The organism is Pseudonocardia yuanmonensis (genome assembly GCF_039542425.1).
GTDB classification, from domain to species: domain Bacteria; phylum Actinomycetota; class Actinomycetes; order Mycobacteriales; family Pseudonocardiaceae; genus Pseudonocardia; species Pseudonocardia yuanmonensis.
Map to the genome: position 1 here is coordinate 80,197 of NZ_BAABIC010000007.1, position 15,116 is coordinate 95,312.

A 15,116-nucleotide genomic window follows, 5' to 3' on the forward strand; every position below is an offset into this window, starting at 1 on the left:
CCGTTGCCGCCGGGGCCCGGGCGGCGGGGCGGGGGGCCGGGCGGATCGGCCAGCGCCAGGGAGGTGGGGCGGTCGTCCGGCCCCGAGGTGCTCGGGTCGTGGGTGAGCAGCGGCGCGGGCCGCGCGGGCGGCTGCGCCGGACCGCCGGGGCCCGCCTGCGGACCCTGTGGACCCTGCGGACCCGGGCCGACGCGCTGCGGCACCGGCCGGTTCGGGGGGCCGTACGGACCCGGCTGCCCGGGCGGCACCGGCCGCGGCCCCGGCGGCCGCTGCTGCGGCGGCGGGCCGGATCGGACCGGACCCTGCCAGGGCCCCCCACCGGGTGGCGGGGGGCCCTGGTTCGGGCGGATGTCCCAGACGTCCGGGACTCCGGGCCGGGGCGGCGGACCACCGGCTCCTGGTCGGTCGCTGCGTTGATCGGTCACCGCGGGCTCCGTGCTTCTCCGGTCCGCCTGCGGGGAGCATGGGCGGACCGGGCTGGGGCGTGGGGTGCGGGCGCTGTACGGCTCACGGGGTCGGGGCTCATCGGGCGGGGATCGGGGCGGGGCTCGTCACTCGGCGGCGGTCCTCCGGCGGCGCGGGCGGTCGGGCCGGGCGCCGGTGCCCAGCACCGACGATTGGACCAGATGGTTCCAGCTGCACGTGCGGCAGACCTCCACGAGGTAGACGGAGAACTCGCCGTGCCGGGCCGCGAGCTCCTCGACCTCCTCGGGGTCGCGGGCCGAGCCGGACACGTGGCGGAGCTCCTCGCCGAACACCCACCAGACGTGGGTCAGTCGCTCCTTGCGGCACACCGGGCACTGCTGCTGCGTCGGCCGGCCGTGGAAGCGGGCGGCGCGCAGGAGGTACGGGCTCGCGTCGCAGACCTCCGCGGTTCCCACCCGACCGGCGTAGACCTCCGCGAGCAGCGCACGGCGCTGCAACGCGTAGTCGACGACCTGTCGCTGGGTGAGCACCCGACCAGGGTACTCAGCCACCCGGCCGTGCGGTCCCCGAACCGCCCGGACGGGCGTGAGCGCCCGGTGCAGTCGCAGGTCGAGAGGGTGGCCGGGATCTCGGCCGCGGGCCCGCACCCGACCGACAGCGCGTCGAGGGCTGTGCGCGGATGTATCGGGTCGATATAGTGCTCCGACCGATCGCCGGGGACAGCGGGGTTCCCGGGCGGCGCGTGGGAGGAGGGAGGCGGATGCTCGAGTTCGCCATCCTCGGGCTACTGCTGGAAGCCCCGATGCACGGCTACGAGCTGCGCAAACAGCTCGGGCTGCGGCTCGGCGGGTTCCGCGCCTTCTCCTACGGCTCGCTCTACCCGGCGCTGCGCAGGCTCCTTCGCGCGGGTCTGATCGTCGAGGACCCGGACAGGTCCGGCAGCCCACCGGCGACGGGCGGCGGCTGGTCCCGGCGCGCGCGGCGCGTCTACCGGATCACCGCCGACGGCAAGGAGCGGTTCGGCGAGCTGCTGGCCGAGTCCGGCCCGCAGACCTGGGACGACGAGAGCTTCGGCGTCCACCTGGCGTTCTTCTCCCGCACGCCCGCCGAGACCAGGATGCGGATCCTGGAGGGCAGGCGGCGGGCGGTCGAGGAACGCCGCGAGGGGCTGCGCGCCGCGCTCGCCAGGGCCGGCGAGCAGATCGACCGGTACACCCGCGAGCTGCACGAGCTCGGCCTGGACACCACCGAGCGCGAGGTGCGGTGGCTGAACGAGCTCATCGAGCGGGAGCGTCACCCCGGCGACGAGGCCGGACCCAGCAGGCCGTGAAGGCCCAAGTCCCCGACCGAGAAAGAAGGAGAGCCGGCATGAGTGAGGTGCGTGTCGCCGTCGTCGGCGTCGGCAACTGCGCGGCGTCGCTGGTCCAGGGCGTCCAGTACTACGCGGACGCCGACCCGGCCACCCGCGTCCCCGGCCTGATGCACGTCGACTTCGGCGGCTACCACGTGCGCGACGTCACCTTCGTCGCCGCGTTCGACGTCGACGCGAAGAAGGTCGGCCGCGACCTCTCGGAGGCCATCACGGCCAGCGAGAACAACACGATCAAGATCGCCGACGTGCCGCCGCTCGGCGTCCCGGTGCAGCGCGGCCACACCCTCGACGGGCTGGGCCGCTTCTACCGGGAGACGATCGCCGAGTCGGACGAGGAGCCCGTCGACGTCGCCCAGGTCCTGCGCGACACGCGGGCGGACGTGCTCGTCTCCTACCTGCCGGTGGGCAGTGAGGCGGCCGACCGCTTCTACGCGCAGGCGGCGATCGACGCGGGCGTGGCCTTCGTGAACGCCCTGCCGGTGTTCATCGCCTCGGACCCTGTGTGGGCGCAGAAGTTCGCCGACGCCGGCATCCCGATCGTCGGCGACGACATCAAGTCGCAGGTGGGCGCCACGATCACCCACCGGGTGCTGGCGAAGCTCTTCGAGGACCGCGGCGTGCAGCTCGACCGCACGATGCAGCTCAACGTGGGCGGGAACATGGACTTCCTGAACATGAAGGAGCTCGAGCGGCTCGAGTCGAAGAAGGTGTCCAAGACCCAGTCGGTGACCTCGCAGGTCGACCGGGACATGGGCAAGGACAACGTGCACATCGGCCCGTCGGACTACGTGGCCTGGCTCGACGACCGCAAGTGGGCCTACGTCCGGCTCGAGGGCCGCGCGTTCGGCGACGTCCCGCTCAACCTCGAGTACAAGCTCGAGGTGTGGGACTCGCCCAACTCCGCGGGCATCATCATCGACGCCGTGCGCGCCGCGAAGATCGCGAAGGACCGCGGGATCGGCGGTCCCATCCTCTCCGCGTCGAGCTACTTCATGAAGTCCCCGCCGGAGCAGTACAGCGACTCCGAGGCCCGCACCGCCGTCGAGGAGTTCATCCGGGGCGAGCGGGAGCGCTAGACCCCCCGCCACCCTCGCCAGGACCCCGGCCGGAGCCCCGCTTCGGCCGGGGTTCCTTTTTTGCTTGCCTTCCGGAAATGTTCGTGGAGCTTCCGGAGCGGAAATGATTTCACCCGGACGGAGCCATTACGGCCACATCACGTGACCGACACCAAGCTCTCTCACCTGCATTGACGAGTTTGAGCACACAATCACGTGCTGATCACGATCACGACTGCTCCGAACGTGTCACCAATTCGGTGAGGACGGTCACCCGAATTTCCGGTGAGAAATGTAATCTGCGTCATGGCGACGACAGTAATGCGTTCGTAATTTCCTTCGCGGCCTCGCGACACCGCCCTCCACCCGGGAGGACGGGCACGGGGTCACCGCCCGGACGGGCGGGTGCGTCGCCGGCCCGGGCTCCCACACGGCTCCCTCAGCACGGCCGGAGTACTCCCCACCGCACCCGTCAGCCCGGTCCCCGCTCTCCCCCGAGCGGGTCCGGCGGCCGTCGGGCGGTGCGATTCCACGAGGATGCACACCGGTGCCCGAGCACAAACCTGCGCTCCTGCGTTCCACCCTGGTCGCCGCCACCGCAGCGGCCGCCGCCTTCTTCTCCCTCGCGCCCGCCTCCACCGGGGCCGTCGCCGAGGCCCCGGCCGCCGCCCCGGCCGCCGTCGCTCCCGCCGCCCCCGTCGAGGCCGCGGTGCGGACGGTCGCGTTCACCGCACCCGCCCAGGCCGTCGAGGCCGCCACCAGCGGCCTCTCGCCCGCCGCGAAGCGCGCCTCCGCCCTGTCCACGGCGCTCGCGCAGGTCGGCAAGCCGTACCGCTACGGCGCCGCCGGCCCGTCGGCGTTCGACTGCTCCGGCCTCACGAGCTTCGCGTTCAAGAAGGCCGGGATCTCGATCCCGCGCACCAGCCGCGCCCAGTCGACCGTGGGGACCCCGGTCTCGAAGGGCAGCCTGCAGCCCGGCGACCTGGTGTTCTTCTACAAGCCGGTCAGCCACGTGGCCATCTACATCGGCAACGGCCAGGTCGTGCACGCCAGCACCAGCGGCCAGCCGGTGAAGATCGGCTCGCTGAACGCGATGCCGTTCAGCGGCGCCCGCCGGGTCTGATCCGAGAGGCCGGTCGGCGTCCGAGCCGCGGGGTCCCGGCCGCCGATCTAGGGTGGCGGCCGTGGACCCCCGGCCGCTCGCCCTCGTCACCGGCGCCTCCCGCGGCATCGGCGCCGCCGTCGCCCGTGCCCTCGCCCCCACGCACGACCTGCTGCTGGGCGGGCGGGACACGGTGGCGCTCGAGTCGCTCGCGGCCGAGCTCGCGGGCGCACGGGCCTGGCCGGTCGAGCTGACGGACGACGGCTCCGTCGCCGCGGCCGTGGCCGGGCTGAACCTGGCGCGGCTCGACGTCCTGGTGCACTCCGCCGGCGTCGGTCTCCTCGGCAGGATCGAGGAGACCGCGCCGGACACCTGGCGGCACCAGTTCGAGGTCAACGTCGTCGCGGTGGCCGGGCTGACCCGGCTGCTGCTGCCCGCGCTGCGGGCGGCGCGCGGCGACGTCGTCCTGGTCAACTCCGGCTCGGGGCTCACCGCCCGGGCCGGCTGGGGCTCCTACGCCGCCAGCAAGTTCGCACTGCGCGCGTTCGCCGACGCGCTGCGCGCCGAGGAACCCGACCTGCGCGTGACGTCCGTGCACCCCGGGCGGGTGGACACGGACATGCAGCGGGCCGTCGTCGCGCACGAGGGCGGGGAGTACGACGGCTCGAGGTTCCTCCGCCCGGAGAGCGTCGCCGCCGCGGTCGTCGGCGCGGTCACCGCGACCGCGGACGCCCACCTCCCGGAGATCGTGATCCGGCCGCGCTGAGCGGCCGAGCCCGGTCGCGGCTGGTCCGCCCGGGCGACCACCGGTTCGCCGGGCCCGCGCGTGAGTAGGGTGCGAGCCATGCTCGATCCGGCGCAGGTCGATCTCGGCGAGCTGGCGAACGCCCTCGACGACCGCCACCCCGAGGTGCAGTGGTGGATCGACCCGCGCACGGGCCGCATCGTCCCGACGATGCCCGAGGGGTGCACCGGCGAGCCCGACGACTCCGAGGAGCTCGAGGAGCAGGGCTGGGTCCCGATCGAGCAGACCGGCTCGCGCGAGGGCTACCAGGACATGGCGGACTTCACCGCCGGCGTCCAGCACCGCCGGGCGGCCGAGATGCTCGACCGCGCGCTCAACGGCCGCGGCGCCTTCCGCCGCTTCAAGAACACGCTGTTCGAGTTCCCCGAGGTGCGGGACCAGTGGTTCCGGTTCCGGGACGCCCGGGCCCGGCGCCGCGCGCTCGACTGGCTGGCCGACGCCGGGCTCGTCGACCCCGGCGCCGCCGAGCGCGCCGCGGCCGCGTACCCCGACCCGGCGCCGGAGAACGAAGACCTGCCCGCCACCGTCGCCGCCGAGATCGCGGCGCACTACGGCGACCGGCTCCACCAGATCCTGCTGGTGGGGCCGTGGGCGAGCGGGGAGGGCTCGGTCGAGTCGGAGCTGGACCTGCTGGTGGTGCTCGACGACATGCAGTCGCCCTGGGCCGAGCTGGGCACCCTCGAGTCCGTGCTGTGGCGGCACACGGAGCGCTCCGGGATCACCGTCTGCGCCTACCCCGTGACCCAGGCCCAGCTGTCCCGGCCGGAGGAGCCGTGGCTCGTCCGTGCGCGCACGGAGGCGGTGCGGCTGCGGTGACGAACGCGGAGGCGCCCGCTCCGGGTCCGCGGCCCGGCATGGCCCGGGCGCGGCGGGAGCTGGCGGCGGCCGAGCTGCTCGCCGGCAACGGGTTCGCCGGTCAGGCGGTGACCGCGGCCGCCCGCGCGGCACTCGACGCCGCCCAGGTGGCGCTGGGGGCGCTCGACGAGACCCGCGACCAGCCGTCGGACATCGTCTCGGCCTACGTCCGGCGGGTCGTGCGTGAGCGCGCGATGGACCCGGTCACCGGGCGCCTGCTCCGCTCGCTGCTCAACCGTGCCGCGCTCGCCGAGCGCTCCTGGGCCGCGGCACCGGTCGAGGAGGCGCGGGCCGCACTCGCCGACGCCGAGCTCGTCCTCACCGAGGTCGACGAGTGGCTCGACGACCCGGCCCGCAGCGCACCCCCGCGGACCGGGGCGACCCGGCGGGCGGTGCGGCCGCTGAAGCGGCGGCGGGCGTCGGAGACGGGCTGAGCGACCGGCCGTCAGCGGACGACGTTCACCAGGCGGCCGGGCACCACGATCACCTTCCGGGGCTCGGCCCCCGCCAGCGCGGCGACGATCTTCTCGTCGGCCAGCGCGGCGGCCTGCACGGCCGCGGAGTCGGCGTCGGCCGGGACGGTCACGCGCGAGCGCACCTTGCCGTTGACCTGGATCGGGTACTCGACCGTCTCCTGGACCAGGTACCGCTCGTCCGCCGCCGGGAAGGACTCGTAGGCCAGCGTGGCCTCGTGGCCCAGCCGCTGCCACAGCTCCTCGCTGATGTGCGGGGCCAGCGGCGCCAGCATCAGCACCAGCGGCTCCGCCACCGCCCGCGGCGCCCCGCCCGGGTACGCCTTGGTCAGGTGGTTGTTCAGCTCGATGAGCTTCGCGGCCGCCGTGTTGTAGTGCAGCGCCGGGAAGTCCTCGCGCACGCCGGCGATGGCCTTGTGCAGCGCCCGCAGCGTGTCCGCGTCGGGCTCGTCGTCGGTCACCCGCGGCTCGCCGGTGTTCTCGTCGACCAGGTTGCGCCACACCCGCTGCAGGAACCGCTGCGGTCCGACGACGTCCCGGGTCGACCAGGGCCGCGAGGCCTCCATCGGACCGGTGTACATCTCGTACAGCCGGAAGGTGTCCGCGCCGTACCGGTCGCACATCTCGTCCGGCGTCACGACGTTCTTCAGGGACTTGCCCATCTTCCCGTACTCACGGTTCACGGGCTGGCCGTTCCACGTGAAACGGCCGTTCTCGTCCTCGACGACCTCCTCGGCCGGCACGTACAGCCCGCGGGAGTCGGTGTAGGCGTAGGCCTGGATGTAGCCCTGGTTGAACAGCTTCCGGAAGGGCTCCTCGCTGGTCACGTACCCCAGGTCGAACAGCACCTTGTGCCAGAAGCGGGAGTACAGCAGGTGCAGCACCGCGTGCTCGACGCCGCCGACGTAGAGGTCCACGCCGCCCGGGTCGACCGGCGAGATCTCCGGCTCCTTGCCGATCCAGTACTTCTCGGCCTCGACGCCGGTGAACCGCTCGTCGTTCTCCGGGTCCAGGTAGCGCAGGTAGTACCAGCACGACCCGGCCCACTGCGGCATCGTGTTGGTCTCGCGGCGGTACTTCCTCGGCCCGTCGCCCAGGTCGAGCTCGACGTTCACCCAGTCCTCGGCGCGCGACAGCGGCGGCTCCGGCTCGGTGTCGGCGTCGTCCGGGTCGTAGGTCTTGGGGGAGTAGTCGTCGACGTCCGGCAGGACGACCGGCAGCTGGTCCTCCGGCAGCCCGACGGGGCCGTGCTCGTCCCACACGATCGGGAACGGCTCGCCCCAGTAGCGCTGCCGGGAGAACAACCAGTCCCGCAGCTTGTACTGGACGACGCCCTCGCCGTGACCCTTGGCCGCCAGCCAGTCGATGATCGCGCGCTTCGCCTCGGTGACGCCCAGCCCGTTCAGGCTGACCTCGGCGTTCGCCGAGTTGATCGCCGGGCCCTCGCCGGTGAAGGCCTCGCCCTCCCAGCCCTCGCCCGGGTCGACGGTGCGCACGATCGGCAACCCGAACGCCGTCGCGAAGTCCCAGTCCCGCTGGTCCTGCGCGGGCACCGCCATGATCGCGCCGGTGCCGTAGCCCATCAGCACGTAGTCGGCGACGAAGACCGGGATCTCCTCGCCGTTCACCGGGTTGACGGCGAACGCACCGGTGAAGACGCCGGTCTTCTCCTTGTTCTCCTGCCGGTCCAGCTCCGACTTGCGGACGGCCTCGGCGCGGTACCCGGCCACGGCCTCGGCCGGGGTGGCCGCCCCGCCGGTCCAGCGCTCGTCCGTGCCCTCGGGCCACGCGGCCGGCGTCAGCACGTCGACGAGCGGGTGCTCCGGGGCCAGGACCATGTAGGTGGCGCCGAACAGCGTGTCCGGGCGGGTGGTGAAGACCTCGATCTGCTCGCCGGCGGCGGGGAAGCGCACCCGGGCGCCCTCGGAGCGGCCGATCCAGTTCCGCTGCATCGCCTTGACCGACTCCGGCCAGTCGACCCGGTCCAGGTCGGCGGCCAGCCGGTCCGCGTACGCGGTGATCCGCATCATCCACTGCTTGAGGTTGCGGCGGAAGACGGGGTAGTTGCCGCGCTCGCTGCGGCCGTCGGCGGTGACCTCCTCGTTGGCCAGCACCGTGCCCAGGCCGGGGCACCAGTTCACCGGCGCCTCGGAGATGTAGGCCAGGCGGTACGAGTCGATCAGCGCCCGGCGCTCCGCCTCCTCCAGCTCGGCGTAGGGGCGACCGTCCGGGGTCGAGCGGGTGCCGGCCTCGAACTCCGCCTTGAGCTCGGCGATCGGCCGGGCGCGGTCGGCGTCGGTGTCGTACCAGGACTCGAAGATCTGCAGGAAGATCCACTGGGTCCAACGGTAGTACGAGACGTCCGTGGTGGCGATCGACCGGCGCGGGTCGTGCGCCAGGCCGAGCTGCCGCAGCTGCGCCTTGTACCGGGCGATGTTCGCCTCGGTGGTCGTGCGCGGGTGCGTGCCGGTCTGCACGGCGTACTGCTCGGCGGGCAGGCCGAACGCGTCGAAGCCCATCGGGTGCAGCACGTTGTGGCCGGTCATCCGCAGGTAGCGGCCCAGCACGTCCGTGCCGATGAAGCCGAGCGGGTGCCCGACGTGCAGGCCCGCGCCCGAGGGATACGGGAACATGTCCATCACGTACGCCTTGGGCTTCTCCGAGCCCGGCTCGCCCGGGTTGGGCGTGTGGAACGTGCCCTCGGCCTCCCACCGGTCCTGCCAGCGGCGCTCGATCTCGCCGGCCAGGCGCGCGTCGTAGCGATGGGGCGGGGACGCGGGAGCGTCTCCGGGCGCCATGGTCGTGCTCTCCGTGCTCATGATCCCGCTCTACCTCGAGGATGAACCGTCGCAGACGGTTCGCCGGTCGGCCTGCTCGTGCGGTTCGCCGGGAGCCGCGCCGCCCGTGCCCGGTCGGCCCGGGTGGTCGGCGGCGTGCGGCTCGGCGCGGCGCCGGTGAGGCCGGGCTTCCGGCGGGCCGTGGAACGCGTACCCAGGGTAACGCCGCTGGCCGACGGGCTTCGACGGGGTTGGGCGGGGGTGCGGTGCTCGGTGTCCCGGTCGCCGGCGGTGTGGGTCCGTCGGGGGTGCCGGCGGCGCCCGGGCCGGGCGTGCGTGTGTCCTGGGTCCGGCCACGCGGCGGGCGGCGGTGTGTGGTCCCGCAGGCGTGCTGGCGGCGCCCGGCCGGGGGGCGTGTGCCCGCGGTCCGGTCGCGCGGCGGCCGACGGTGTGCGGTCCGGCAGGGGGTCGGCGCGTCCGGTTGCGGCCGGGCGCGGGGTCCGGTCGCGCGGCCGCCATTGGTGTGGCGGTGCGGCGGGGTGCCGGCGGCGCCCGGCGGGAGTGCGCCGGGCGCGCGGCGGGCCGCGGGGAGCCCGATCTACCCTGGTGGCGTGCCCGCGACCCTGCGCCTCGTCCTCGGTGTGCTCTTCGTCCTGGCCGGCGTCGCGCTGGTCACGGTCGCCGTGCTGGGGGCGCGCTCGCTGCTCCCGCGCAACCGCTGGGCCGGCGTCCGCACCGCGGCCACGCTCGAGTCGGCGCCCGCCTGGGTCTCGGCGAACCGTGTCGCGGCACCGCCGCTCGCCGCGGCCGGGGCGATCTGCCTGTTCGCCGGGGTGGTGCTGCTGGCCGGCCCGACGCCCGCGCTCGGCTGGACCGTGACGGGAATCGGGGCGATCGGGTCGCTCGTGCTCGCCGGGATCGGCGGGGCGCTCGGCGACCGCGCCGGCCGGATCGAGACCGCCGTCCGCGCCGCCGAGTCCGCCGACAGCGGCTGCACGGGCTCCTGCGCGGGCTGCGACCTCGTCGAAGGCTGCCGCACCGCCACCCGCTGACCGCAACGGCCGGCACGCCACCCCACCGGGCGGCGCCGACGCCGAGGTGCACGCCGACGTCTCGGCCGATCCGGTCGACCGGTGTGCCTGGCTTCTCGACATGGCCTCGCAGCACCTCTCGGTGCGCCGTCCATGGGCCAGCCGCATTGAGATGGAGCAGCCGCCCGGAGATGGGCCGCCGCCGGAAATGTGGCCGCTACGGATCGGCCCGACACGAGCACCCCGACCCGGCAAACCCGGCCCGACCCGCCATACCCGGCTGAACCTGGCACAGCCGGCCGGACCCCTCCGCACACCCTGCAGTTCAGCGCCACACCCTGTCGACGCGGTGTGAGCGGCGCTTTCGGTTGTGCCGGCTCCGGGCGTCGGGCGCTCCGGGCCTCGTGCGGTCCCGGCCTTGGTCGGCTCCGAGCGCACGATCCGCTCCGGGTTCCGACCAGCTCCCGGCCCCGATCAGCTCCGAGCCCCGATCAGCCGGGCCTCGATCAGCTCCAGGCCTCGATCAGCTCCAGGCGCCGGTCAGCTCGGGGCGCAGATCAGCTCCGACCGTCGGTCGGCTCCGGGCCTCGGACAGCTCCGGGCGGCGGACAGCTCCGGGCCGGCGGACAGCTCCGGGCGGCGGACAGCTCCGGGCGGCGGTCGGCTCCGGGCCCCGATCAGCTCCGAGCCCCGAAGCTCCGAGCGTCCGTCCGCTTTGAGCGCCGATCCGCGCCGAGCGTCGGTCGGCTCCCGGCCTCGGGCCGCTCGGGGCGTCGGTCTCGACGTCGGTGACCGGTCCTCCGCCGACCCTGGCTCTCGATCGACCCTGCTGTCGATCAGCCCTGGCTCTCGATCAGCCACCTGGCTCTCGATCGACCCTGGCTCTCGATCGACCCTGTCGCGCACCCGCGCGCCTGGGCCCGTACATCTCGCGAGGCGTCCCACGGGCCGTCGGCCGGGTGTGGGACGGACCGACGGAGTGTGAGGTGGCGTCACGCGGGTGTGGGAGGACTCCTCGGGGTGCATCGCGGCGCGAGTCGACGTGAACGTCCGACTCGCCGCCACACTGCCGACTCGCCTCGCCACAACTGCCGACTCGCCTCGCCACAACTCCCGACTCGCGCGGCCACAGCTCCGACTCGCGGCCGAAGCTCGTGACTCGCGCGGCCCGAACTCCCGACTCGCGCCGCCGGAACTCGCGACTCGCGCGGTCGGAACTCCTAACTCTCGCCGGCGGACCTCGCGACTCGCGGGACTTCCAGTACGAACGTCCTACACGTACGTATGACGTTGATGGTGAACGGACGTCAGAACGGCTTGCCGACCTGGTAGTTCCCGTCCCGGTCGAGGACCGTCACCGGGATCGAGCGGATCACGTTGCCCTGCACGACCTGGCAGAACAGCACCAGCTGCGGGTAGACGACGACCTGCTGCGGGCACTGCACCGGCGCCGACGCCAGCGCCTCCGTCGACGGGTTCGCGGCGAGCACCTCCCGCACGTCGTGCTCCAGCTGCGCCCCGTCGATCGTGCGCGGCGGGGCCGGGGTCGGGGTGCCGGTCACGAGGACCGAGCACGAGACCAGCAGGGGCGCGAGCGCGGCCGCGGCGGCGAGACGGGCGCGCGACGGGACGCGAGCGGACATCCGGCCTCCTCGGTCCGTGCGGGGTTCCCCAGGGTCCCCGCCGGACCGCGCCGGCGGAAGGTCCGGCCGGTCACGAACGCGTCACCCGAGCAGCAGGGCAGCAGGGCAGCAGGGCAGCAGAACCCGCGGCGCGTCAGTTGAGCCCGATCTCCACGGGGAAGGTCGACAGCAGCGCCAGCGGCGCGCCCTGGCGGCGCAGCACCCGGCCCCAGAGGTCCGCGTGCCGGTCGGTGATGACGTCGTCCGGCAGGCCCGGGACCACGAACCAGTCCCCGCGCGCGATCTCGCCGGCGAGCTGCCCGGAGTCCCAGCCCGAGTACCCGGCGAACACCCGAAGCCCGCGGACCCGCGAGGCGAAGGCCGCCGGCTCGCTGTCCAGGTCCACCAGCACGACCGGCCCGTTCACCGCGACCACGCCGTCGACGCCGTCCGCCCGCTGTCCCGGCCGCAGGCTGGCGAGGCAGAGCGCGGTGGTCCCGTCCACCGGGCCGCCGACGAACACGGTGCCGGGCCCGGACGCCAGCGACGCCCACCGGGGGAGCACGTCCCGCACCGAGGCCTCCGACGGGCGGTTGAGCACCACGCCGAGGCTGCCGTGCTCGCGGTGCTCGACGAGGTACACGACCGTGCGGGAGAAGTTGGGGTCGGTGAGGTTCGGCGCGGCCACCAGAAGGGTGCCCGGACCGACCGGTGCGGTGGCCTGCCTGCCGGGTCGGTCGTCCCTCACTCGCCCATATTCGCACCCGCTCCCCGGGACGTACGCTCCCCCCGTGTCCCTCCCGAACCCCGCTCCGCCCGTGACCCCGGTGGCAGGCGGGAAGGTCGGCGTTCGGGCGCTGCTGCAGGGCCGCGGGTTCCGCCGGTTGATGGCCTCGCGGGTCCCGGCGCAGTGGGGGGACGGCTTCTTCCAGGCCGCGCTCGGCGGCGCGGTGCTGTTCAACCCCGAGCGCCAGGCCGATCCGCTCGCGGTGGCGGCCGGGCTCGCGGTGATGCTGCTGCCGTACTCGCTCATCGGGCCCTTCGCGGGCGCGCTGCTGGACCGCTGGGACCGCCGCCGGGTGCTGCTCGCGGCGAACCTGCTCCGCGGTGTGCTCATCGCGATCGTCGCCGTGGCCGTGGGGACCGGGGTGGCGGGGCCGCCGCTCTACCTGGGCGCCCTCGCCGTCGTCGGGGTGAGCCGGTTCGTCGGGGCGGGGCTGTCCGCGGCGCTGCCGCACGTCGTGGAGCCGCGCAACCTGGTCGAGGCCAACGTCGTGGCGTCGACCGCCGGGGCGGCCTCGGCGGCGCTGGGCGGGGCGATGGCGATCGGCGTCCGGGAGCTCGTCGGGGCGGGCGACGCCGGCTCCGGGGTGACGACGGCGCTCGCGATCCTCGGGTCGCTGGTCGCGGCCCTGGCGGCGGCCGGGTTCGCCCGCCGGGCCCTCGGGCCGGACGGGACCGAGCCGCGCAGCAGCGCCGCCGCCGTCGCCCGCGGGTGGCTGGACGGGGCCCGCGCGGTGGTGCGGGTGCCCACCGCGAGTGCCTCGTTCTGCGCGGTCGGCGCCCATCGGCTGGCCTTCGGCATGAGCACGCTGCTGTCCCTGCTGCTCTTCCGCTACGCCTTCCAGGACGCCGGCATCTGGCGGGCCGGGCTCGCCGGCGTCGGGCAGGTCGTGATGGCCGCGGGCGCCGGGGTCGGTGTGGCGGCGCTGGTCACGCCGTGGCTCACCCACCGCCTGGGCCGCGCGACCACGATCCGGACGGGCCTCGTGGTCGCCGCGCTGGCCCAGGTGGGCGTCGCGGCGGTGACGACGATCCCGACGGTGCTCGCCGCGGCCTTCGTGCTGAGCACCGCCGGTCAGGTGGTCAAGCTGTGCGCCGACGCGGCCATCCAGCAGGAGACCGCCGACGAGGCCCGGGGCCGGGTCTTCGCCCTCTACGACGCGCTGTTCAACACCTGCTACGTCGTCGCGGTCGCCGCGGCGGCGCTGCTCGCCCCGGCGGACGGGAACTCCCCGTGGCTGCTCGGCTCGGCCGCCCTGGTCTACCTGCTCGGCCTGGCCGGGCACGAGGCGCAGCTGCGCCGGCGCACCTGACTCAGAGGTTCTCCGCCGCCCACGACCGCAGCTCGGCCTCGGCCTGCTCCGGGCTCATCGGCCCGTGCTCCATCCGCAGCGCGAGCAGGTGCTTGTAGGCCTTGCCGACCTGCGGGCCCGGCGGGATCCCGAGGATCTGCATGATCGCGTTGCCGTCGAGATCCGGGCGGATGGCGTCGAGCTCCTCCTGCTTGCGCAGCTCGGCGATCCGCTCCTCGAGCGAGTCGTAGGAGCGCTGCAGCGCCGCGGCCCGCCGGCGGTTCCGGGTGGTGCAGTCGGAGCGGACGAGCTTGTGCAGCCGGTCGAGCAGCGGCCCGGCGTCGGCGACGTACCGGCGCACGGCCGAGTCCGTCCACTCGCCCTTGCCGTACCCGTGGAACCGCAGGTGCAGGTAGACGAGCTGGGCGACGTCGTCGACCACGTGCTTCGGGTACCGCAGGTCGCGGAGCCGCTTGCGCACCATCTTCGCGCCGACCACCTCGTGGTGGTGGAAGCTCACCCGGCCGTCCGGCTCCTTGCGCCGGGTCGGCGGCTTGCCGACGTCGTGCAGCAGGGCGGCGAGCCGCAGCACCAGGTCCGGCTCGCCCGGCTCCTCGCGGTCGATCGCCTGCTCCAGGACGACGAGCGAGTGCGTGTAGACGTCCTTGTGCTGCATGTGCTCGTCGATCGCCAGCCGCATCGCGGGCACCTCGGGCACCACGTGCTCGGCCAGGCCGGAGTCGACCAGAAGCTCGATCCCGCGCCGCGGGTGCGCGCCAAGCAGCAGCTTGGAGAACTCCGCCTGGACCCGCTCCCTGGTGATCCGGGTGAGCTCGCCGGCCATCGCCGCCATCGCGGACGTCACGCGGTCGGCGGGGGTGAAGCCGAGCTGGGCGACGAACCGGGCCGCGCGCAGCATCCGCAGCGGGTCGTCGGCGAAGGACTCCTGCGGCGAGGCGGGGGTGTCCAGGACCCCCGAGGCCAGCGCGGCGAGGCCGCCGTACGGATCGACGAACCGGCGGTCGCCGGGTGCGGTGTGCAGCTCGACGGCCATCGCGTTCACGGTGAAGTCGCGGCGGACCAGGTCGCCCTCGAGCGAGTCGCCGAACCGGACGAGCGGCTTGCGCCCGACCCGGTCGTAGGCGTCGGCGCGGAAGGTCGTGATCTCCAGCGTGTCGGCGCCGCGGCGCACGCCGACGGTCCCGAACTCGATGCCGGTGTCCCAGGTCGCGTCCGCCCAGCCGGCGACGATCTCGAGGATGCGCTCGGGCCGGGCGTCCGTGGTGAAGTCGAGGTCCGCCCCGCCGCGGCGGAGCAGCGCGTCGCGGACGCTGCCGCCCACGAGGTAGAGCGTGTGCCCGGCCGCGCGGAACCGGTCGCCGAGCTCGTCGGCGACGGCGGGGATGTCGAGCAGCTCCACGAGCGCATTCTCCTGGGCGCGCCGCAGCGCGTCGGGCCGGTCCGGAGCGCCTGCGGGGTCGGCCACGAGGGCGGTACCGGAGGTCACGAGCGGGGAAGACACG

13 protein-coding genes are annotated in these 15,116 nt (G+C 74.3%); 8 read left to right on the forward strand and 5 right to left on the reverse strand.

The genetic code is table 11. The features are described from left to right. Positions 1–551: 551 nt before the first annotated feature. The gene (locus tag ABD990_RS12270) at positions 552–956 is read right to left on the reverse strand and encodes a DUF5318 family protein (RefSeq protein ID WP_345380557.1); all 405 of its coding nucleotides are present in this window, start codon (positions 954–956) and stop codon (positions 552–554) included. A gap of 230 nt (positions 957–1,186) precedes the next feature. Here ABD990_RS12270 and ABD990_RS12275 point away from each other — a divergent pair, with 230 nt between their 5' ends. The 6 genes from ABD990_RS12275 (at position 1,187) to ABD990_RS12300 (ending at position 6,049) form a co-directional block, all read left to right on the forward strand. Then, complete coding sequence (locus ABD990_RS12275) at positions 1,187–1,756, forward strand: PadR family transcriptional regulator (RefSeq protein WP_345380558.1); 570 nt, start codon at positions 1,187–1,189, stop codon at positions 1,754–1,756. A 38-nt stretch (positions 1,757–1,794) separates the two neighbouring features. After that, positions 1,795–2,874 (forward strand): inositol-3-phosphate synthase, encoded by a 1,080-nt coding sequence (locus tag ABD990_RS12280; protein ID WP_345380559.1) that lies wholly within the window; start codon positions 1,795–1,797, stop codon positions 2,872–2,874. Between the two features lie 526 nt (positions 2,875–3,400). After that, complete coding sequence (locus ABD990_RS12285; protein WP_345380560.1) at positions 3,401–3,976, forward strand: C40 family peptidase; 576 nt, start codon at positions 3,401–3,403, stop codon at positions 3,974–3,976. Positions 3,977–4,037: 61 nt separating this feature from the next. After that, positions 4,038–4,721 carry an SDR family oxidoreductase gene (locus tag ABD990_RS12290; RefSeq protein WP_345380561.1) on the forward strand — a complete coding sequence of 228 codons (684 nt, stop codon included), beginning with the start codon at positions 4,038–4,040 and terminating at the stop codon, positions 4,719–4,721. A gap of 78 nt (positions 4,722–4,799) precedes the next feature. Continuing rightward, on the forward strand, positions 4,800–5,576 hold the full coding sequence (locus tag ABD990_RS12295) for a UPF0158 family protein (protein ID WP_345380562.1): 777 nt from the start codon (positions 4,800–4,802) through the stop codon (positions 5,574–5,576). Next, positions 5,573–6,049, forward strand: a complete 477-nt coding sequence (locus ABD990_RS12300) for a hypothetical protein (protein WP_345380563.1) — start codon at positions 5,573–5,575, stop codon at positions 6,047–6,049. The genes ABD990_RS12295 and ABD990_RS12300 overlap by 4 nt, the downstream gene beginning before the upstream one ends. 11 nt (positions 6,050–6,060) lie before the next feature. Here ABD990_RS12300 and leuS read toward each other — a convergent pair whose 3' ends face one another. Next, entirely contained in the window at positions 6,061–8,886 is a 2,826-nt protein-coding gene (gene leuS, locus ABD990_RS12305; RefSeq protein WP_425569591.1) for a leucine--tRNA ligase, read from the reverse strand. 590 nt (positions 8,887–9,476) lie between these two features. Between leuS and ABD990_RS12310 the strand changes: the two genes are divergently transcribed. Beyond that, positions 9,477–9,917: an SdpI family protein gene (locus ABD990_RS12310; RefSeq protein ID WP_345380565.1), complete on the forward strand. Its 441-nt coding sequence runs from the start codon at positions 9,477–9,479 to the stop codon at positions 9,915–9,917. A 1,286-nt stretch (positions 9,918–11,203) separates the two neighbouring features. Here the strand turns inward: ABD990_RS12310 and ABD990_RS12315 are convergent. Both ABD990_RS12315 and ABD990_RS12320 read right to left on the reverse strand, forming a co-directional pair. Then, positions 11,204–11,539, reverse strand: a complete 336-nt coding sequence (locus ABD990_RS12315) for a DUF4333 domain-containing protein (RefSeq protein ID WP_345380566.1) — start codon at positions 11,537–11,539, stop codon at positions 11,204–11,206. A gap of 133 nt (positions 11,540–11,672) precedes the next feature. After that, a complete protein-coding gene (locus ABD990_RS12320) occupies positions 11,673–12,266 on the reverse strand; it encodes a YqgE/AlgH family protein (protein ID WP_345380567.1) in 594 nt (197 codons plus the stop codon). A 43-nt stretch (positions 12,267–12,309) separates the two neighbouring features. On the opposite strand from ABD990_RS12320, the gene ABD990_RS12325 reads away from it, so the two are divergent. After that, positions 12,310–13,614: an MFS transporter gene (locus tag ABD990_RS12325; RefSeq protein ID WP_345380568.1), complete on the forward strand. Its 1,305-nt coding sequence runs from the start codon at positions 12,310–12,312 to the stop codon at positions 13,612–13,614. Position 13,615: 1 nt separating this feature from the next. Here ABD990_RS12325 and ABD990_RS12330 read toward each other — a convergent pair whose 3' ends face one another. Then, a complete protein-coding gene (locus ABD990_RS12330; RefSeq protein ID WP_345380768.1) occupies positions 13,616–15,079 on the reverse strand; it encodes a CCA tRNA nucleotidyltransferase in 1,464 nt (487 codons plus the stop codon). Positions 15,080–15,116 lie beyond the last annotated feature (37 nt).